Here is an 18134-nt window from a genome sequence, read left to right as displayed (position 1 = left end):
CGCGAATCGAGGCGACGGCCGGATTCGTGACGCTTGCCGCCGACGGTGCTCGCGGCGCAAATCCCGTTCCTCGCCGGCCGGGCATGCGTCGTGATCGACGGCGCTCGACTGGCCATCCGGCCGGCTTCCACGCCGTCCCGCTCCGGCTTACCTTGAGCGACAGCAGTTCGATGCGTCGGACCGGTGGCGGAAGATGGACGAAATTCTTGTCGTCGATTGCCGCAGGTCCGAGCCGACTCAGTGGTCCGTCCGGCCATGAGGGTGATAACAATGCTTGCAATTTACCTTCATGGCGCTATCATTGATAGCAAATCTGGATGGAGGTACTCATGGCAAATCTTCTGGTGCGTAACGTGGATGACACTATCGTTCAAAGCCTGCGCGAGCAGGCGGCGGCCAATGGCAGGAGCGCCGAGGCCGAACACCGGGCCATTCTGGCCGACGCGCTCGGCCGGCCGAAGCGGCGGACTTTCGCGCAAGTGCTGATGAGCATGCCGGAGGTTGGCGAAGACGCGGATTTCCAACGTATTCAGGATTCAGGCGAGGTCCGGCGTGTTTTTGATTGATACGAACGTCATCAGCGAAATCAGGAAGGGCAAGCGAACCAACCGCGGCGTGCGGGCGTTCTTCAGGCAGGCCGAAGCGGACGCGAGCCCGCTTTACCTGTCGGTCGTGACGGTGGCCGAGTTGCGGCGCGGTGTCGATCTGATCCGTCATCGCGGCGATCACAGCCAGGCGTCGGCGCTCGAGGCCTGGATGACGATGATCCTGTCCGGCTATGCGCCGAACATCCTGCCGGTCGATATCGAGATCAGCCAGATGTGGGGGCATTTGCGTGTGCCCGATCCGACGCACGAACTCGACAAGCTGATCGCAGCCACCGCGCTGATCAACGATCTGACGGTCGTCACGCGCAACGTCGACGATTTCGCCCGCACCGGCGTCCGGTTGCTGAATCCGTTCGACTAGTCGCGGCGGCCGCCCGACGTCGTGTGAAGTCGGGCGGCCAGGCTAGCGCACGACGTCTGGCTCCCGTGGCCGGCTCGACACGGCCGCCACATTTCGCGCCCCGGGCACCGAATCGTCTGCCGGCGCGCTTTCGCGGCGCAACTCCGCCTTTTACCGTCCATGCTCCCGTCCCGACAGACGATGTAACGCGCTCGACCGATCGGCCTCCTTGACGGCGCCTGAAGGTCCGCGCTTGTGCGCTGCATCAAAATAACTTGACGAGGCGGTCGTTACCGCGTAGTGTCCGAGACCGAAGTCGTCAAGAAGTCCGATTGCTCATCATTGGCCGCACACCGTGCGGCAGTCGTTGGTCTCTCCCTCTTTGATTCTTTCTGTGCCCGTCGCGGGCGCATGTTCAATTATTTGTATTAAGGAAGTATTTGTGGATACCGGTACCGTCAAGTGGTTCAACGAAACCAAGGGCTTTGGTTTCATTTCCCCGGACAACGGCGGCGACGATCTGTTCGCCCATTTCTCGGAAATTCGCGGCACGGGCTTCAAGACCCTGGCCGAAGGCCAGAAGGTCAGCTTCGAAGTGAAGCGCGGCCCGAAGGGTCTGCAAGCGTCGAACATCACGCCGCAGTAAGCCGCATCGGCAGCGGTCGCCGAGCGGCGGCCGCTGCCGGATGGAGTATCGCGCGGGGCGCCGCATGACGGCGGCCTGTGCGTTCCGATGCGCACGACCGATGCATCGCGACATTCACGATGCATCGGTCGTGACGCCTCCCTCATCGCATGCGTGACCCGCGTGCGACGCAACGCCCTCGCGAAGCGCCTGGCGCTTCGCCTGCGCATCACCGCTTCAACGCATCAACCCGAGCAGGCCGCCGCCATGCCCCGTAGCCGGCGCGGTCCCGACTTGCGCGGCGCTCATTGCGCCGCCGCCACCGACCGCCCGAACGCCGCAACGCGCCGGGCTCCGATCGCAAGACAGGCCAGTGGCCCGTCTGAACGAACCGATCCCGGCCGCCTGCCGGCCGCCGTCCCGTTTGGGGGAGCCGGCGCCGGGCAGTCGCCGCGGCCGCGGTCAATCACCTTGTCTGGAGGAATTGGTTTGGCAAAAGAAGAACTGCTGGAACTGGACGGAATCGTCGACGAAGTGCTGCCGGACAGCAAATACCGTGTCACGCTGGAAAATGGCGTCGTGGTTGGCGCGTACGCGTCGGGCCGCATGCGCAAGAACCACATCCGCATTCTCGCGGGCGATCGCGTGACGCTGGAACTGTCGATGTACGACCTCACCAAGGGCCGCATCAACTTCCGGCACAAGGACGCGAACTCGCCGCGTCCGCCGCGAAGCGGTCAGCCGCGCCGCTGAGCGGCCACGACCGGTGCGCATCAGCGCGCACCGGCCGACACCTGTTCGGCCGCATGGCCGGATGAACCGGATGAACGGCGCACGGTGCGCCGTTCATCGATCGCCGGCGACGCCGTCGCGCCGCGACGGCTTTTTCCGCCTCTCCCGCCTCTCCCGCCTCTCCCGCCTTTACCGGCGCCGCGCGTGTTCCACGCTCAGGCGGCCGCGTCCCGCAGGAAACTCCATCATCACGATCCGCACGCGTCGGCGAAACGCATCGTCGTTCGCACCGGCCGACGACTGAACGAACGCGTTGCGACGACGTTCGCCTGCGGCTTTACGCACGGGCAGGTGCGGCAATACATCGAGGAACTGATGCCGCGCTGTTGCAGAAGCGCGCCGAACAACGGGCGCGCAAGCATGGCCGGGAGCATCGTTGATTCGGGCGGCGGGTATAGGCTATGGCCGTCATTTGCGACGGTCGCATGCGATGCGCGCGGGCCTTCGTGCGGCCGGCCGCGCAGCGTCACGCTGATTGCCGCGCGCGTCGCACACTGACCGCCGATCCGGCAGCGCCCGCCAACTGCACCGCGGCACCGGCGAACATCGCCGCGCGCAACCCCGCGGTGCCGCCATGCGCGACTGCGAACAGCGTGCCGAGCACCGCGATCCCGAGCGTCGCGCCGGTCATCCGCGCGACGTTGACGAGCGCGCTCGCGGTGCCCGAGCGCGCGGCATCGACGGCGCCGACCGCGACGGTCATCAGCGGGCCAGTCGCGATCCCCATTCCGAGCCCCGTCATGGCGAGCCCGATCTCGGCACCGAGCAGGCTCGACGAACCGGCCGATGCACCGATCGCGGCGAGGCCGCTCGCGATCACCGCGACCCCACCGGCCGTCGTCACCCGCGTGCCGATGTGCTCCGACAACCGCCCCGAGCACGGCGATACGGCGACGAACACGAGCGCCATCGGCAGCAATGCGAGGCCGGCGCCGGTCGAATCGAGGCGGCCGGTGCTCTGCCACGTCAGCGGCAGCAGGAACAGCACGCCGTACATCCCGAACGTCATGCCGGTGGTCGCGGCGATCGCGCCGCGAAACGCGCCGATCCGGAAAATGTCGAGCGGCACCAGCGCGGATTCGCCGTGGCGGCGCTCGATCGCCACGAACGCGACGAACGACGCGACCGCGATGCAGCCGGCGATCGCGCATGCGACCGGCGTCTCGCGGAACACGATCGCCGCATACGCGAGCGCGCCGAGTGCGAGTGCGCCCATGACTTGCGCCGCGCCGTCGAAATGCCGGCCGTGCGGATCGGACGACTCGGGCACGGCCGGGATCGCGAGCAGCATCGCGGCGATGCTCAGCGGCACGACGACGAAAAAGATGCTGCGCCAGCCGAAGTGCCGGATCAGTACGCCGCCGAGCGTCGGCCCGATCGCCATCGCCACGCCGTTGCACGCGGCCCAGATGCCGAGCGCGCGGCCGCGTTCGACCGGGTCGCGCCACACGACCCGCACGATCGCCAGCGACGCCGGCAGCAACAACGCCGCGCCGACGCCGGCCAGCGCGCGGGCGGCGATCAGCACCGACACCGACGGCGCAAGCGCGCACAGCAGCGACGCGATGGTGAAGACGGCCGCGCCGGTCACGAAGACGCGACGGCGGCCGTACAGGTCGGCGAGCAGCCCACCGGTCAGCAGCAGCACAGCGTACGTGAGGTTGTAGCTGTCGACGACCCATTGCAATGCGCCGACACCGGCATGGAAATAGGCGCCGATCGCGCGCGTGGCGAGATTGACGACGGCCGTGTCGACCTGGGCCACGAGTACGGCGACGCACAGCGTGAACAGGGTCACGCCGCGGCGTTTGACGGTGCGTTCGGCCAGTGCGGCCAGTCCTTCGGTATGGGCCAAGGGCGGTGCTCCTCGGGTGTCGGTCGATCGAGTCTGGACGTTGCCTGCTGACAGCGTGGTGTCAGCAGCCGAGAAACATCCGGCGTGCAAGCGGCATGCCCGCGCGTCACATGACGACGTGGTTTGCGCCCCGGTTTCCGTCGGCGTCAGTAGGGTCGTGATGGACGGCGCAACGATCGGCGCAACGACGATCGTCGCGACCCGGGGCATTCGTGAGGCCGGCTACGACGTGCCGCTTGCGAGCATGCCCGCACGTGTCGTGCGGCAACAGAGCGACGCGAAGGCGAACGGCACGCGGATTCATTGGCAACCGGCGGCGGACTACCTGAAGACCATCAGGTCGATCGCCGGTTGGGCGGGGGCGCTTTGAGCCGCCCGCGATTCATGCGGCGCCGCGCTTGATCGCTCGAAATCCTTCCATCGTCGACACGAAGCCAGAAAATCCGAACGCGGACAACGCGTGTCGCAGGCGCGCGGAAAGCGGCGTGCCGTAAACCGCCAGAATCGCGTGGCCGTCGAGATGCATCGCGTCGCCGTGATGGTCGTCCACCGCATCCAGTATTCCGGCGCACCAGCTTTCGCGGCCGTCGCCATGACGCAGGAACAGGGTCACGCCGCCTTCGGCGGCTCGGTCCGACTCCGCCCGGCGCGTATTCCAGATCTGCCTGATCACGGGATCGTTCGTGTCGCTCGTCACGACCCACGTATGCCGCGCGTGCGCGGCGATGTCGTGAATTCGCTCGCCGCTGTCGGGATCGACGATCAGTGCAATCGTGTTCCGTGTCGTCATGGTGGTCCGCATTGCCGGCGCGAGTTCGATGGGCATTTCTGCATGCCGGTCAATCGGGTCGATACCGGGTCGATTGCGTCGCGCATCGCCATTGACTTAAGATCGATCGGGAGATCATCCCAAGCCTTCAGCGCCAATGAAAAAGAGCATACGCCTGCGGGTCGCCGTCATCGCGTCGGCGGTTGCCGTGTACAGCATCTACATGCATATCCAGCAGTTGATCAGCGGTTGCATGTGGGTCAGGGGCCATCAGCGCTGCAGTTTCGAAAACAGTACGAATTTCCAGGGCCTGATGGATCTGGACCTGATGATCACCTGTTGCTGGGTCGCCGCGGCGGTAGTCGGGTGGATTTCCGTTGCGCAGGGCACGAAGAAACCGGGCTAGCAACGTCATGGTCGTGCTGCCCGATTGAACGGGCACGAAATACCGCTCGTCCGGACCTAACCCGTCAATCCGTGACAACGCGCATTCGCCGAAGAGTGGAGACGGTGTGCTCATGCATGCGAGTCCGAAACGAACGCCTGATTCCGCTGCCGGCGGACAAGATTATGCCGATCTCCGGAGACAGGCGTTGCATCGCGCGCTGCGCGAGGGGAGGTTCCCGTGCAATTTCCAACAGGATCGGTGGTCGCGCTCAGCTCGGCCGCGGCGACGATGTTCTCGATCGGCATGCTGTTTCTCGGCTACTGGGGATTGCACGAAGCATCGCCCTGGCGGTTCGGCGACTACGTCGTGATCGTGCTCGCGCTAGCCGGTTTCGCATGCCTCGCCTGCGTGCCGTTTCTCGCGACGTCGCCGATGAAAACACCGGACGACGAATCGCGAATGTTCGTCGCGCGGCGCGTGTTTCTGTGCGGCGCGGGCGCGGTGTGGTGGGCGATCGTCGCGTCGTTATTCGTGTGAGAACGGATGACGAGACGGTTTCCGGAGCCGCGCGGCGAACGCATTCGGAAATGTCTTACGTGAGGCCGGCACCCACGTTTTTCACGCTGCCATTACCGCTTTGCTTTCCCCGATGGCGTGCACTAGATTCGAAGCGTTCGTCCGTTTCAGAGCGCGAGGTGGAGCCATGACGCCGTGGGAGATTCAGGGCACCGAAATGATCAGTTGCAATTGCTCATACGGTTGCCCTTGCCAGTTCAATGCGCTGCCGACCAACGGCAACTGCGAAGCGATGGGGGCGATTTCGATCGACAGCGGCCACTACGGCGACGTGGTGCTCGACGGCGTCAGGATCGCGGTGGTGTTCCAGTGGCCGGGCGCCGTTCACGAAGGCAAGGGCAAGTGCCAGCCGATCGTCGACGAGCGCGCGAGTCCGGCGCAACGCGATGCCGTGCTGAAGATCATGACCGGTCAGGATACCGATCCATTCGAGACGATGTTCTCGGTGTATGCGTCGACGCTCGAGCACGCGTTCGATCCGATCTTCACGAAGATCGATTTCGACGTCGATGTCGATGCACGGCGCGGCCGGATTCACGTGGACGGCGTGTTCGACGTCGCCGGCGAACCCATCCACAATCCGGTGACGGGTGCCGAGCATCGCGTGCGGATCGACCTGCCGAACGGTTTCGAATACGAGCTTGCCGAGGTCGGTTCGGGCACGGGGCGCTCGCAGGGCAACATCGCGCTGAATCTCGACGGAACGTATGCGCAATTCGCGCGACTGCATCTGAACAACCACGGGCTGATCCGGCATCGCGCCGCGGCATGACGCCGTTCGACACCTGGCTCGCGCGCGAGCGCGCCGTCATGCTGATCGGCATGGCCGCGCTCGTCGGCCTGTGCTGGTTCTACCTGTGGACGGGCGCGGGAACCGGCATGTCGGCGCGGGAGATGACGGCCGTCGCGCTGTTTCCGCATCGGCTGGCGGACGGCATGGGCAGCATGGATCCGTCTCTGCCGATCGTGATCGCGATGTGGTGGGTGATGATGATCGCGATGATGACACCCGGCGCGGCGCCGGTCGTGATGCTGTACCGGCGCGTGCTGCTGCAGCACGGCAACGGGGCGGCGGGATCGGCGTTCACGTCGGTGGCGCTGCTGGCCGGCTATCTGACGACATGGCTCGCGTTCTCGATCGGTGCGGCGTTGCTTCAGGCGCTGCTGCAGCCGGCCGGGCTGATCTCGGCGATGATGTTGTGGTCGAAGAGCGCGCGCCTTTCCGCCATCGTGCTGGCGCTGGCTGGACTCTATCAATTCTCGCCGCTGAAACGCGCGTGTCTGCGGCAATGCCGCGCGCCGGCGGCGTTCCTGATCGCGCACTGGCGTCCCGGCGTCGCAGGCAGCTTTCTGCTGGGCGCGCGGCACGGCATGGTTTGCGTGGGCTGCTGCTGGTTGTTGATGGCGCTGCTGTTCGTCGGCGGCGTGATGAATGTCGTGTGGATCGTCGCGTTGTCGCTGTTCGTGTTCGTGGAAAAGGTCCTGCCCGGCGGCGATCGTATCGGCCGGGTGCTGGGCGTCGTGCTGATTGCCTGGGCCGGCGTGACGTTGATCGTGTAAGGCGCGGCACCGGCTGGCAGCAGAAACACGCCGGACGCGAAGGGAGGCGCTCGATGAAGATCCGCTTTCACGCTGTCGCGATGTCGTGTGCGATGGCGGTCGTTGCAATGCCGGCACTCGCAGGCGGCGACATGTCGGGCATGAATTCAGGCGACGCGAGCATGTCGACGCAGGATGCGAAGCTGACCGATGCCGAAGTCAGGGAAATCGATGCCGGGCGCAGACTCGTGACGCTGAAGCACGGCGCACTCGACAACATCGGGATGCCGCCGATGACGATGGCATTCAAGGCCGGCGACGCGGCGATGATCCCGTCGCTGCATGTGGGCGACAAGGTCCGGGTTCGGGTGGAAAACGTCAACGGCACACTGACGATCGTGAAGCTGGTGAAGCGGCCGTGACGACGATGCGGCGCGTGTACGGTGCGCCGTCGATTTTCTCTTCTCGTGCTACGTAACGCAGGGGCGGTGTTACGTCAGCGTTATCGGACGGCCTGCACGGGCCGAGCCGGGCGGCACGATCCGGATCCGATGCGCGCTGCCCCGCAGCGCGGCCCGGACGGCCAGTGCAAGGCAATTGTGAAACTGTGAAGGAGGCCGATGGAAATGGCACGGTAGATGCTTGATGAAATGCTTGCGCTGAATAATGGACGGGGGCTTCCATGCGAAATCATTTCATCACGGCGAACGTTGCGCTCGCCGCTATGGCCGCGGCGTGTACGCTCGCGGCGTGCGGCGGAAGTGACATTACGGCGCCGACGCTTGCTGGTAACAACATTGGGACGAGCACGAGCGGGACGAGCGGTAGTAGTGGCTCAAGCGGCAGTAGTGGCACCAGCAGTAGTGGCACAAGCAGTAGTGGCACAAGCAGTAGTGGCACAAGCAGTAGTGGCACAAGCAGCAGTGGCACGAGCAGCAGTGGCACAAGCAGCAGTGGCACGAGCAGCAGTGGCACGAGCAGCAGTGGCACGAGCAGCAGTGGCACAAGCAGCAGTGGCACGAGCAGCAGTGGCACGAGCAGCAGCGGCACGAGCAGCAGTGGCACGAGCAGCAGTGGCACGAGCAGCGGCAACACCAGCGGCTGGGGCACGAGCGGCGCGCCGGGTACGAACGGTATCGTCAGTTCCATCGGCGGAATCGTGATGGACGCGGGCGCCACGCTCGGCAGCGTGAGCGTGCCCGGCGTCAGCAAGGGCGTCACCGTCGGGCCGGCCGATACGGTAACCGGCGTCGGCACGATCATCCGCGATACGTCGAACGCCGTGAGCGGCGGTCTCGGCCAGATCGGCATCGTACCGAACCCGGTCGGCACGACGGTCGGCAGCCTCGGCACGGTCGTTGCCGCGACCGGCAATCCGGTCAGCGGCATCAGCGAAACCGTCAAGGCGCTCGGCTCCGGCCCGCTGTCGCCGCTGGCGCCGATCACGACGCCGGTCAGCGGGCTGCTCGACACGGTGGCGAGCGGTTTGCGCACGGGCGGCGCGACGCTCGGCGCGTCGCTGTCGTCGGCCCCGGTCCAGCAGGCGACGCAGGCGGTCAGCACCGCGATCACGCCGCTCGTGACGACGGCGGGCCACCTCACGCAGCAGGTCGGCACCGCAACCGGCCTCGGGCAGCCGGTCGCTGGCCTGCTCGGACAAGTCGGCGGGGCGATCACGTCGGCCGGATGGAAAGTGACCGCCGCGTCGCCGCAGCCGATCGTCGGTGGCGTCGGCGACCTCGTCCGTGCGGTCGGCAACACGGTAACCAATGTGGGCGGCCTCGTGAACCCGGCCGGTGCGAACGGCGCGGTGCCGATCTCCGGGCTGGTGACGAGCGTGGTCGGCGGCATCCCGGCCACCGTGCACGACGGCGCCGCGACCGGTACGGGGGGCAGCTCGCCGCTGGGCGGCCTCGCCAATCCGCTCGCGCCGGTGACGTCGCTGGTGGGCGGCCTGCTCGGCGGCGCGGTCGGCAAATAGCCGGCGCGTACCGATCGTCATGCAGGAACCGGTCGCATGAGTGCGGACGGCCGCCGTCGATCGTCGCCGGTCCCCGCACGGAACCGGCCGACGATCGCGAAACCGCGACTCGCTACCTGCGGCCGTCGCCGGGCTTCGCAGCCGGGCGCGCCATCCCGCGCGCCGGCAGCGGCGTCGACATCACGATCGACGTGCGCGTTTCGCCGTACAGGTTGATGCGTTCGATCAGTCGTTCGAGATGGGCCATGCTGACGGCGACGAACCGCATCACATACGAATCCGCGCCTGTCACGTGATGGCATTCGACGACTTCGGGAATCGTCTCCAACAGCTTGAGGAACTTCGCTTTCGCCGGTTGCGGCACCGTGATGCCGATCAGCGCGCTCACCGGATAGCCGGCCGCGGACGGATTGACCCGCGCGGTGTAGCCTTCGACCACACCGGCTGCTTCAAGACGCTTCACGCGTTCCGTCACCGCCGGCACCGACAGGTGAACCTGGCGCGCGAGCTCCGTATAGCTGATGCGTCCGTTGTCCTGCAACAGCGCCAGTATCTTCCAGTCCAGATCGTCCATCGCAGCGGGAATTTTTAAGGTGGAGCCGCCATTTTTCCTTAAAAACGGCATTCAACGGGGAGCGGACTTTCCCTACGATGCCTGTTCGATCCACGGGATGTTGGAAGGGGCAGGCGATGCTGTTCGTCAAATCCGTCGTGATGGGGTTGTCGATCGCGGTGCCGGTCGGCCCGATCGGCATGCTGTGCATTCAGCGCAGCCTGAGCCGTGGCTTCCGGGCGGGATTCGCGACGGGCATCGGCGCCGCATGCGCCGATACGATTTACGGCCTGCTCGGCGCGCTGGGCGTCGCGGGCATCGTCACTGCGTTCCCGATGCTGACCGTCGGCCTGAAAATCGGCGGCGGCGCGTTTCTCGTGTGGCTCGCGTGGACCATCGCGCGCCAGGCGCCGGCCGCACCGGCGGGGCAACGCGAGCTGCCGCGTACGACCGTCCTGCGCGATTTCCTGACGACGTTCGGTCTCACGCTGTCGAACCCGATGACGATCGTGTCGTTCGTCGGGATCTTCGCGGCGCTTGGCCCGCTGCCGGGTGCGCGGGAAGGCGCGATGTGGGCGACCGTCGCGCGGATGGTCGCCGGCGTGTTCGTCGGCTCGGCCACGTGGTGGCTGTGCCTGAGCAGCGCGACCGCCGCGCTGCGCGCGAAGCTGTCGGTCGCGTTCATGCACGGGTTGTCGCGCGCGTCGGCGGCCGTCGTCGCGATATTCGGCGCGATCCAGGTGGTCGCCGGCGTGCGCGGGCTGATCTAGTCGTGCGGGGCTGCGCGGGCCGACCGGATCGCGTCGACCGCATGCCCGTGGCCGCCCGCGAGACCGCCGCATTCGATCCAGCGATCCGGGCCGATGCCGATGTCGTCCTCGTGTGCTTTTCCGTTCATCGCCGGCTCAATTCGATGCGTGCAAATGCAAGTGCGCATGCACGAAGCGTGCGATTTCCCGGCTCAGCTCGATATCCTCCGGCGCGCCCATGAACCCGCCATGCGGCATCGCCTCGAACACGTGCAATTCGGTCGGCACCTGCGCGCGCCGCAGTGCGCGATGCAGGCGAACGGCGTTCGACAGAAACAGGTCGCGTGTGCCGCTCTGGATGAAGGTCGGCGGGAAGCCGGCGGCGAAATCGCCGAACAGCGGCGACAGGTACGGATGCGCGAGATCGGCGCCGTTCGCGTAGAGCAGGTTGTTCGCCATCAGTGGCCCCGGCAACACGACGTCGACGAGCCGGTTGGTCTCGAAACTGTCGCCGGATTCGGTCAGGTCGGCTTCCGGCGACAGCAGCACGAGCGCGGCCGGCAGCGGCAGGCCCTCGTCGCGGGCGCGCAGCACCATCGCGGCAGCGAGATTGCCGCCGGCCGACCGGCCGCCGATGATGACGTTTTCCGGGGCGTAACGCTCCAGCACGTAGGCATAGGCCGCGATGCAGTCGTCGAGCGCGGCCGGATACGGGTGTTCCGGCGGCATCCGGTAGTCGACGCCGTAGCAGCGAATGCCGAGCCGATCGGCCTGCATCTGCGCGCCGGCGCGGCACGCGGCGCCGCCGCCGACGACCAGCGCGCCGCCATGCAGATCGATGATCGCGCAGGCGTCGGAAGCCGCCGCTTCGGGGGTCGCGACATGCACGTCCGCATCGCCGACGCGGACCGTTTCGACGTGCGAACGCAAATAGCCGGCGAGCTGCTCGACCGCGGCCGCGTAATGCGCGTCGGCGCTGGCCTTCACGCGCATCCACGCGTCGATGTCGTCCGGGGCCGGCATTACGTGCGCTGCGTTCAGCGGCACGCCGTCGTCGCCGGTCAGGCGTTGCAGCGCCGCGCGCGCTTCGTCGCTGATCGAGGTCGGGAAGGGGACGACTCGGCTCGGCAGCACGACGCCGTCTGGTTTGTCTTTCATCGCCTGGGTTTCGTTCAGGGCGTCATGCGGCCGAAGGCCAGTGGCGCAACATCACGTCGAGCGCATCGAGGCAGCGCGACCACGACGCGTCGGCATCCGGCGCGCTGTGCGAGAAGCCGCCGGCGTTTTCGAGCGTCACGTAGCCCATGAAGAAGCCGCCAAGCAGGCGGATCGCATGCGCGTGTTCGGTGTCGGGCAGGCCGTAGCCGCGCAGCACCGCCGACGTCATCCTGACGAGCTGCCCGCCCGCGCTCGCGGCGGCGCGCTCGGCGCTCACCGGATGGCGAGCGGCCGCGAAGCGGCCCGGATGCGCACGCGCGTAGTCGCGATAGACGTTCGCGAGCGCGGCCAGCGCGCCCTTGCCGGTGCGGCCGGCCAGCGCGTCGGTGGCGCGATCGGCCAGCTCCTGCAGCGCGAACAGCGCGATGCGGCTCTTGAGATCGTCGAAGCTCGGGATATGGGAATACAGGCTCGCGAGCTTGACGTCGAAATGCCGCGCGAGCGCCGCGCCGGTCAGTTGCTCGAAGCCGGTTTCATCGGCCAGCTGCGCGCCGGCTTCGACGAGCTTGTCCACGGTGATACCGGCACGCGCCATGACGAATACCATGCGGGTGAGTCAAAAAACTAATTCTATTAGCTTTTGCCGCGATGTCAATTTTCCGCGCGTACCGGTGTGGCGCGTTGCGTCGATGCGCCGGGCCGTCAGAACGTGTAGCTGACCTTGCCGAACGCGGTGCGCCCGAGCGTGTTGTAGCCGTACGCGGTCATGTACTGCCGGTCGAACAGGTTCGACAGCGACGCCGACACCGTCAGGTGCGAATTGATCCTGTACGACGCGCGCAGGCTCACCGTCAGGTACGACGCCAGATACTGCCGGTTGGCCGGATCGTCGAACGTCGAGCCGCCGTACAGCAGCGACGCACCCGTGCTCAACGCGTGCAGCTTCAGTTCGTCCCACGTGTGGTCGACGTTTACGCTGACCGTCTGGCGCGGCCGGCGGCTGAGCCAGGTCTGGTTGGTCTCGTCCTGCGGATTCAGGATGCCGACGGCAACGCTCACCGGCGTCGAGCGGCCGATCGTCCCCTTGTACGACAGGTCGATGCCGCGAATGTGCGAACGGCCGATGTTCATCGGCGAGAACGTCGCCGGGTTGTACGCGATCAGGTTGTTGACGCGCGTGTCGTAGATCGCTGCGGTGAACGTGCCGTATGCCGTGTTCGCGTCGAGCGCGGCCTCGACCGATGTGCTGCGCTCCGGGCTGAGGTTCGGATTGCCGTAGCCGGGGTAGTACAGGTCGTTGAACGTCGGCAGGTGGAACGCATTGCCGTACGACACGCGCGCCGCGTAGACCGGCGTGATCGCCCACGACAGCGCGGCGTTGCCGGTGTTCACGGCTTGCCCGGCGATGATCTCGTGACGGCCGGCGACGAACATCGTCACGCTGCCGAGCGTCGCCGACTGGTGCAGCGAGAACGCGGAGTCGTTGCGTGTCGGCACGCCGCCGGGAATGTCGACCGGCAGGAACGCCTGTTCGCGCGTGAAGTCGTAGGCGAGCTTGGATTCGCCCGACAGCGGCAGGCCGAACAGGTGAAACCCGCGCTCCTGATGGGTCAGCGACGTCGACGTGCTGATCCGCTGCGAGTCGATCTGGTCCGTCGCGAGGGCCGGGTTGTCCGCATGGATGAACTGGCGATCGTTCGCATAACCGAACGACTGGTCGAACTGCGTATCGGGCGTGATGTCGAGATGGAACGCAACGCCGGTCGTCAGTTGGTGATCCAGCTCGCGATTGGCGTAGCCGCTGTTGTCGTAGGACAGATCGGAGCGGTGATACAGCGCGAACGTCGAGATCGACCAGTTGTCGCGCGCATAGCCGAGCCGCGCATCGAGATCCTGCGCGTGATACGGATTGCGGCCGTCTTCGTGGCCGTAGAAGAACGGCCGCGTCGCATCGATGCCGGCCGTGTTGTAGTCGTGCAGCCCGAGCGAATAGGTGAGCCCGCCGAGTGCGGCGAGGGGCCCCGTCGACGGCACCGTGCCCGACGTGCGGAACTGCGTGTCGAACGTCTTGTTCGAGCCGCCGCCGAACGACACGGTGGTCCGGTTCGGCTGGTTGGCGGCGCGGCGCGTGAACAACTGCACGACGCCACCCATCGCGTTGTTGCCGAACGATGCGGCGGCCGGGCCGGAGATCACTTCGACGCGCTCGAACGCTTCGGTCGGCAGGTTGGCCCACGGCGCGATGCCGGTGGTCGGCGAGCCGATCCGGATGCCGTCGATGAATACGGCGACCTGGCTCGCCGACGCGCCGCGAATGCTGACCGTCGCGGACGAGCCGGGCCCGCCGTTCTGCACGACGGTCACGCCCGGCAGCGTCGCGAGCGCCTGCGTGATGCTCGGGTCGGTCGGCGACAACCGGTCGAGATCCTCGCGCGTGAGCACCTGCGTCGACGCATAGCGCCGGTCGAACGATTCGGGCAGGTGCCGCGTGTCGGTCACGCTGATCGTCGGCAGGTCCGTGCCGTCGGCGGGCGCGGCGGGCCGTGCAGGCGCAGTGTCGCCGGCCGCATGGGCGAGCGGGGAAAACAGCGCGGTGGCGACGGACGTGGCGAGCAGGTGACGAATGTTCATGAGGCGGCGGGACAAAGCGTAGGGCGGGTACGGCGATCGTGAGCGCAAGGCGGACAGGGGGCGCATGCCGACGGCGTGTCGGTGCGACGCTTCCGGCCGGGAAGCGGATTCGGGAACGATGGACATCTGGCGGATCCTGAGGTCGGGTCGTCCATGCAACGGGCGGCCGCCAACGGCGGTGCTTGCACATCGGGACACCCCGCCCGGTGCGGCTGCTGGACCTCGGGTCGATGGCAGGTCTCCTGGCTCGCGGGTCGCCATCCGTGCAGGCCTTCCCGGTTTCCCAGTGGCACGCGGTGGCACGGATTCGCCGCTCACAGTTGCGGGGGCAGCCGCAGATTCGAGGCGTTGCCTCGCCTGCGTTCCCTTTTGATCCCATCCCTGGGAACCATCAGCGCGCAAGGGTAATGGCGTGCGCTCGGGCACGTCAATCGTTCGTCTGCGCGCGGATGCGAAAAAACGTCATCGATCGGCGCCGGCTTTCCAGATCCTTTCGTTCGATGTGCGCGGACGGCGTTTCAGGTCTGAAGAAACGGCCGGGTTCGACCGCATGCCGCCGTGCCGGAACCGGATGCCGTCATTCCGAATCCCGACGGCCGGCGCGTGTCGTTACATATGTGTGCCGGCGTGCGTGCGGCCGCCCGGTTCGCCGCCGCGATCGGGCGGCGTATTGTTCTGATCGATCTTCGCGAGCACGAAGCCGGCGGGCGGCCACGCGGCGGGCGAACGGTGCATCGCGTGCCCGACTGCGGGGTGAGGCGAGGCGGCGGAAACACCGGATGACGTCACGCCCGGTTGAGCGAACGCCGACAGGGAAGCGGCCGCCAGGGCGGCGGCGGCGATCGCGTGCGTATTCATGAACACTCCTGCATGACCGATTTCGGGGCGACGTAATCAGTCTAGGGAGCGAAACTTAACGCGGCGTGAAGGCCGGGCGGCGCGCGCATGACAGGATCTTCATGCGCGCGCAGACGGTCAGGCCGGCGCCGACACCAGCGCGCAGAAGTTCTCGAGATCGACGTTGCCGCCGCTGATCACCACGCCGACGCGCTTGCCCTGCAGCGCATCCTTCATCCGCCGCACGGCGGCGAACGACAGGCAGCCGGTCGGCTCGACGACGATCTTCATCCGCGTGGCGAAGAAGCGCATGCAGTCGACGAGTTCCGCGTCCGTCGCGGTCAGGATGTCGTCGACGTCGCGGCGCAGGATCGGGAACGTCAGGTTGCCGAGATGCTGCGTCTGCGCGCCGTCGGCGATCGTACGCGGCGTGTCGATGTGTACGATCGTGCCGGACCGGAACGATTGCTGGGCGTCGTTGCCGGCTTCGGGCTCGACGCCGTACAGCTTCGCATGCGGCGACAGCGTACGCGTGGCGAGCGCGGTGCCCGACAGCAGCCCGCCGCCGCCGAGCGGCGTGAACACCGCGTCGAGCGGGCCGACTTCGTCGAACAGTTCCTTGGCCGCGGTGCCCTGGCCGGCGATCACGTCCGGGTGATCGTAGGGCGGAACCAGCGTGAGCCCGTGCTTCTCCGCGAGCGCGCGCCCGATCTGCTCGCGATCCTCGGTGTAGCGGTCGTAGGTCACGACATTGCCGCCGTAGCCGCGCGTCGCGGCCATTTTCGCGGCCGGCGCGTCCTGCGGCATCACGATCGTCGCGGGAATGCCGAGGATGCGTGCCGACAGCGCGATCGCCTGCGCATGGTTGCCCGACGAGAACGCGACGACGCCGTGGCGCCGCTGTTCCGCGTTGAAGCGCGACAGCGCGTTGAATGCGCCGCGGAACTTGAAGGCGCCCATGCGCTGCAGGTTTTCGCACTTGAAGAACACCTGCGCGCCGAGTGCGTCGTCGACCGTGCGCGACGTCATGACCGGCGTGCGGTGTGCGTGGCCTTCGAGCCGGGCCGCGGCGGCGGCGACGTCGTCGTACGTGGGAAGCATCGGAGAGTTCATGGTCGCTCGAGAGTCGAAAAGATCAGTCAACGGGAAAACTCGAAATGGGGAAGCCGGACGCGCGGCGCGTCACTTCGCGTCGTTGTAGACGGTGGCGCGCGAGACGCCGAGATGCTGCGACACGATCTCCATCGCGCGGCGCACCTCGAGGAAGCCGTCGGCCTTCAGCGTCTGCATCAGCTCGCGGCGCTGGTCGGTCTTCAGCTCGCGCGGCGTCGTCGCGAGGCGCGTCGCGAATGCGTCGATGCGCTGCCGGATCGCGTCGGCACCGGCCGGGTCGAGCGTTTCGACGACGGCTTCGCCGTCCGTGCGGCAGAACTGGTTGAGCATGCCCTGGAAGCCGCGGAACAGCGTGACGTCGGCATTCAGGCACAGCGCGGCCACGTAGCGCCCGGTCGAATCCTTGATGCCGATCGACGTGCTTTTCGCGGTGCGGCCGTCGGCGAAGCGGTTCGGGTAATTCGCGAGCACCTGCGGGAAATCGTCGTCGGCGATGCGGGCGAGGCCGAGTTCGGTCGCGGGATCGCCAACCGCGCGTCCGGACAGGTTGTTGTGGATCGCGAGGATCGCATGCTCGGGCGTGCGCAGGTCGTGCACGACGACCTCGGTGAACGGCGCGAACATCTCGCCGAGCCCTTCGGCGATGCGCTGCACCTGCTCGATCAGCGATGCCTGCTCCGACGACGGCGGTTTGCGGTTCGTGCTCATGCGTGGTCCTGGGAGGCGGGCGTGTCCGTCGTTTCCGGCCGCGTGATGTCGGCCAGCAGCGGGCGCGCGATCCGGACATAGTCGGCCGCGTCGAGCACGACCGAGCGGTCGAGGCGGCCCGCGTTGAACGCGATCTCGGCGTTGCGCTCGACCAGCGCCGGATCGACGACGAGCGTCACGTTCGGATCGAATACGAATGGCGGCACGGCGCCCATCACGCAGCGCGTGACGGCGGCCGCGACGTCGGGCGACGCGAGCGTCGCCTTGCGCCGGCCCACCGCATCGGCGACCTTGCGGAAGTCGATCTTCAGGTGGCCGGGAATCACCGCGAGCGCGGCGGTGTCGCCGCCATCCTTGAACGTGCAGAGCATCGCCTTCGCGCCCTGTTCGGGGCGTGTGCCGCGCAGCGCGGCGATCGCGTCGGATTTGCCTTCCGCCGGATGCTCGAGCACGCGGAAACGCGCGCCGGACGTATTCAGCAGTTCGCAAAGGGTGTCGAAAACGGGAGAGTCGTTCATGTCGATCCGGGACGCAGGCCGATGCGCTGACGCGCGCGTATCAAATAATCGTCCAAGTATAGACGTTTTGTCATGGTGATGACAAAGCCTGACGGTCGTCGTTGCTCCCGGCCTGATCGAAGCGTGCCCGTCCTTCAGCAGCCGAAAGGGCATTTCATATCGCGAGATGCTGGCCGGATTCCTGCCGCCGCGTTTTACCGCCGCTTGAAACCGTGTTTTGCATCGCAAAAACGCTTGGCTATCTCATTGAAAAACAATAGAAATTTATATCTTATGTCTTATATAAGACTTGACCGAAATCGCGCCGGGCGGGATTACTATTGAGTCCATGCAGTTCGCTTCGTCACACGCGGCGGGCACGCTGAACCCTTTACTCAAATGCGCTTCGTTCCCA

Annotated in this window: 23 protein-coding genes and 1 riboswitch; of the genes, 12 read left to right on the top strand and 11 right to left on the bottom strand. The window is 66.7% G+C overall.

Going from position 1 to position 18134, the window contains the following annotated elements:
- Nucleotides 1-329 precede the first annotated feature (329 nt).
- From WT97_RS10100 to infA, 4 genes are all read left to right on the top strand, one after another.
- Nucleotides 330-566, top strand: a complete 237-nt coding sequence (locus WT97_RS10100) for a hypothetical protein (protein ID WP_059789726.1) — start codon at nt 330-332, stop codon at nt 564-566.
- Nucleotides 553-969 (top strand): type II toxin-antitoxin system VapC family toxin, encoded by a 417-nt coding sequence (locus tag WT97_RS10095; RefSeq protein ID WP_179949714.1) that lies wholly within the window; start codon nt 553-555, stop codon nt 967-969. The genes WT97_RS10100 and WT97_RS10095 overlap by 14 nt, the downstream gene beginning before the upstream one ends.
- A 421-nt stretch (nt 970-1390) precedes the next feature.
- The gene (locus tag WT97_RS10090; RefSeq protein WP_006483056.1) at nt 1391-1594 is read left to right on the top strand and encodes a cold-shock protein; all 204 of its coding nucleotides are present in this window, start codon (nt 1391-1393) and stop codon (nt 1592-1594) included.
- Between the two features lie 468 nt (nt 1595-2062).
- On the top strand, nt 2063-2326 hold the full coding sequence (infA, locus tag WT97_RS10085; protein ID WP_027780754.1) for a translation initiation factor IF-1: 264 nt from the start codon (nt 2063-2065) through the stop codon (nt 2324-2326).
- Nucleotides 2327-2831: 505 nt separating this feature from the next.
- Here the strand turns inward: infA and WT97_RS10075 are convergent.
- Nucleotides 2832-4220: an MFS transporter gene (locus tag WT97_RS10075; protein ID WP_060353350.1), complete on the bottom strand. Its 1389-nt coding sequence runs from the start codon at nt 4218-4220 to the stop codon at nt 2832-2834.
- Between the two features lie 40 nt (nt 4221-4260).
- Here WT97_RS10075 and WT97_RS10070 point away from each other — a divergent pair, with 40 nt between their 5' ends.
- Entirely contained in the window at nt 4261-4590 is a 330-nt protein-coding gene (locus WT97_RS10070) for a hypothetical protein (protein WP_257128111.1), read from the top strand.
- A gap of 12 nt (nt 4591-4602) precedes the next feature.
- On the opposite strand, the gene WT97_RS10065 is transcribed toward WT97_RS10070, so the two are convergent.
- The gene (locus WT97_RS10065; protein WP_156440243.1) at nt 4603-5010 is read right to left on the bottom strand and encodes a hypothetical protein; all 408 of its coding nucleotides are present in this window, start codon (nt 5008-5010) and stop codon (nt 4603-4605) included.
- Nucleotides 5011-5146: 136 nt separating this feature from the next.
- On the opposite strand from WT97_RS10065, the gene WT97_RS34885 reads away from it, so the two are divergent.
- The 6 genes from WT97_RS34885 to WT97_RS34535 all read left to right on the top strand — a co-directional run bounded on the left by WT97_RS34885 (nt 5147) and on the right by WT97_RS34535 (nt 9473).
- Nucleotides 5147-5395, top strand: coding sequence for a hypothetical protein (locus tag WT97_RS34885; RefSeq protein ID WP_034204763.1), 249 nt, complete (start codon nt 5147-5149; stop codon nt 5393-5395).
- Nucleotides 5396-5614: 219 nt separating this feature from the next.
- Nucleotides 5615-5914 (top strand): hypothetical protein, encoded by a 300-nt coding sequence (locus tag WT97_RS10055; RefSeq protein WP_060353348.1) that lies wholly within the window; start codon nt 5615-5617, stop codon nt 5912-5914.
- A gap of 166 nt (nt 5915-6080) precedes the next feature.
- A complete protein-coding gene (locus WT97_RS10050; RefSeq protein WP_060353347.1) occupies nt 6081-6725 on the top strand; it encodes a DUF1326 domain-containing protein in 645 nt (214 codons plus the stop codon).
- Nucleotides 6722-7513, top strand: coding sequence for a DUF2182 domain-containing protein (locus tag WT97_RS10045; protein ID WP_059789531.1), 792 nt, complete (start codon nt 6722-6724; stop codon nt 7511-7513). The genes WT97_RS10050 and WT97_RS10045 overlap by 4 nt, the downstream gene beginning before the upstream one ends.
- A gap of 53 nt (nt 7514-7566) precedes the next feature.
- Complete coding sequence (locus tag WT97_RS10040; protein ID WP_060353346.1) at nt 7567-7914, top strand: copper-binding protein; 348 nt, start codon at nt 7567-7569, stop codon at nt 7912-7914.
- 260 nt (nt 7915-8174) lie between these two features.
- A complete protein-coding gene (locus tag WT97_RS34535) occupies nt 8175-9473 on the top strand; it encodes a collagen-like triple helix repeat-containing protein (RefSeq protein WP_179949763.1) in 1299 nt (432 codons plus the stop codon).
- Between the two features lie 112 nt (nt 9474-9585).
- Here the strand turns inward: WT97_RS34535 and WT97_RS10025 are convergent, their stop codons facing one another.
- Entirely contained in the window at nt 9586-10047 is a 462-nt protein-coding gene (locus WT97_RS10025) for an Lrp/AsnC family transcriptional regulator (protein ID WP_059505357.1), read from the bottom strand.
- A gap of 116 nt (nt 10048-10163) precedes the next feature.
- On the opposite strand from WT97_RS10025, the gene WT97_RS10020 reads away from it, so the two are divergent.
- Nucleotides 10164-10796 carry a LysE family translocator gene (locus WT97_RS10020; RefSeq protein WP_060353344.1) on the top strand — a complete coding sequence of 211 codons (633 nt, stop codon included), beginning with the start codon at nt 10164-10166 and terminating at the stop codon, nt 10794-10796.
- Here the strand turns inward: WT97_RS10020 and WT97_RS34880 are convergent.
- The 8 genes from WT97_RS34880 to WT97_RS09985 all read right to left on the bottom strand — a co-directional run bounded on the left by WT97_RS34880 (nt 10793) and on the right by WT97_RS09985 (nt 17740).
- Complete coding sequence (locus WT97_RS34880) at nt 10793-10924, bottom strand: hypothetical protein (RefSeq protein WP_257127374.1); 132 nt, start codon at nt 10922-10924, stop codon at nt 10793-10795. The genes WT97_RS10020 and WT97_RS34880 overlap by 4 nt on opposite strands.
- A gap of 7 nt (nt 10925-10931) precedes the next feature.
- Entirely contained in the window at nt 10932-11933 is a 1002-nt protein-coding gene (locus WT97_RS10015) for an alpha/beta hydrolase (RefSeq protein WP_060353343.1), read from the bottom strand.
- A 22-nt stretch (nt 11934-11955) separates the two neighbouring features.
- Nucleotides 11956-12540 carry a TetR/AcrR family transcriptional regulator gene (locus WT97_RS10010; RefSeq protein ID WP_257128474.1) on the bottom strand — a complete coding sequence of 195 codons (585 nt, stop codon included), beginning with the start codon at nt 12538-12540 and terminating at the stop codon, nt 11956-11958.
- 95 nt (nt 12541-12635) lie between these two features.
- Nucleotides 12636-14564: a TonB-dependent receptor domain-containing protein gene (locus WT97_RS10005; RefSeq protein WP_060353342.1), complete on the bottom strand. Its 1929-nt coding sequence runs from the start codon at nt 14562-14564 to the stop codon at nt 12636-12638.
- 214 nt (nt 14565-14778) lie between these two features.
- Nucleotides 14779-14972, bottom strand: a riboswitch (cobalamin riboswitch).
- Nucleotides 14973-15173: 201 nt separating this feature from the next.
- On the bottom strand, nt 15174-15422 hold the full coding sequence (locus WT97_RS10000; protein ID WP_060353460.1) for a hypothetical protein: 249 nt from the start codon (nt 15420-15422) through the stop codon (nt 15174-15176).
- 117 nt (nt 15423-15539) lie between these two features.
- The gene (locus tag WT97_RS09995; protein ID WP_060353341.1) at nt 15540-16514 is read right to left on the bottom strand and encodes a threo-3-hydroxy-L-aspartate ammonia-lyase; all 975 of its coding nucleotides are present in this window, start codon (nt 16512-16514) and stop codon (nt 15540-15542) included.
- A 69-nt stretch (nt 16515-16583) separates the two neighbouring features.
- On the bottom strand, nt 16584-17222 hold the full coding sequence (locus WT97_RS09990) for a transcriptional regulator (protein WP_060353340.1): 639 nt from the start codon (nt 17220-17222) through the stop codon (nt 16584-16586).
- Nucleotides 17219-17740, bottom strand: coding sequence for a YbaK/prolyl-tRNA synthetase associated domain-containing protein (locus WT97_RS09985; RefSeq protein ID WP_059789522.1), 522 nt, complete (start codon nt 17738-17740; stop codon nt 17219-17221). The genes WT97_RS09990 and WT97_RS09985 overlap by 4 nt, the downstream gene beginning before the upstream one ends.
- Nucleotides 17741-18134: the final 394 nt, after the last annotated feature.

Source organism: Burkholderia sp. MSMB1459WGS (assembly GCF_001534535.1).
Lineage (GTDB): Bacteria > Pseudomonadota > Gammaproteobacteria > Burkholderiales > Burkholderiaceae > Burkholderia.
The sequence above is the reverse complement of the archived record's forward strand: the minus strand, read 5'-3'. Positions and strand labels throughout refer to the sequence as shown.

Excerpts from the sequence above, each read along its gene's own strand:
- WT97_RS10100 (WP_059789726.1), top strand. The coding sequence starts at position 330 with ATGGCAAATCTTCTGGTGCGTAACGTGGATGACACTATCGTTCAAAGC.
- WT97_RS10065 (WP_156440243.1), bottom strand. The coding sequence starts at position 5,010 with ATGACGACACGGAACACGATTGCACTGATCGTCGATCCCGACAGCGGC.
- WT97_RS34885 (WP_034204763.1), top strand. The coding sequence starts at position 5,147 with ATGAAAAAGAGCATACGCCTGCGGGTCGCCGTCATCGCGTCGGCGGTT.
- WT97_RS10050 (WP_060353347.1), top strand. The coding sequence starts at position 6,081 with ATGACGCCGTGGGAGATTCAGGGCACCGAAATGATCAGTTGCAATTGC.
- WT97_RS10045 (WP_059789531.1), top strand. The coding sequence starts at position 6,722 with ATGACGCCGTTCGACACCTGGCTCGCGCGCGAGCGCGCCGTCATGCTG.
- WT97_RS10040 (WP_060353346.1), top strand. The coding sequence starts at position 7,567 with ATGAAGATCCGCTTTCACGCTGTCGCGATGTCGTGTGCGATGGCGGTC.
- WT97_RS34535 (WP_179949763.1), top strand. The coding sequence starts at position 8,175 with ATGCGAAATCATTTCATCACGGCGAACGTTGCGCTCGCCGCTATGGCC.
- WT97_RS10025 (WP_059505357.1), bottom strand. The coding sequence starts at position 10,047 with ATGGACGATCTGGACTGGAAGATACTGGCGCTGTTGCAGGACAACGGA.
- WT97_RS10020 (WP_060353344.1), top strand. The coding sequence starts at position 10,164 with ATGCTGTTCGTCAAATCCGTCGTGATGGGGTTGTCGATCGCGGTGCCG.
- WT97_RS34880 (WP_257127374.1), bottom strand. The coding sequence starts at position 10,924 with ATGAACGGAAAAGCACACGAGGACGACATCGGCATCGGCCCGGATCGC.
- WT97_RS10015 (WP_060353343.1), bottom strand. The coding sequence starts at position 11,933 with ATGAAAGACAAACCAGACGGCGTCGTGCTGCCGAGCCGAGTCGTCCCC.
- WT97_RS10010 (WP_257128474.1), bottom strand. The coding sequence starts at position 12,540 with ATGGTATTCGTCATGGCGCGTGCCGGTATCACCGTGGACAAGCTCGTC.
- WT97_RS10005 (WP_060353342.1), bottom strand. The coding sequence starts at position 14,564 with ATGAACATTCGTCACCTGCTCGCCACGTCCGTCGCCACCGCGCTGTTT.
- WT97_RS10000 (WP_060353460.1), bottom strand. The coding sequence starts at position 15,422 with ATGAATACGCACGCGATCGCCGCCGCCGCCCTGGCGGCCGCTTCCCTG.
- WT97_RS09995 (WP_060353341.1), bottom strand. The coding sequence starts at position 16,514 with ATGAACTCTCCGATGCTTCCCACGTACGACGACGTCGCCGCCGCCGCG.
- WT97_RS09990 (WP_060353340.1), bottom strand. The coding sequence starts at position 17,222 with ATGAGCACGAACCGCAAACCGCCGTCGTCGGAGCAGGCATCGCTGATC.
- WT97_RS09985 (WP_059789522.1), bottom strand. The coding sequence starts at position 17,740 with ATGAACGACTCTCCCGTTTTCGACACCCTTTGCGAACTGCTGAATACG.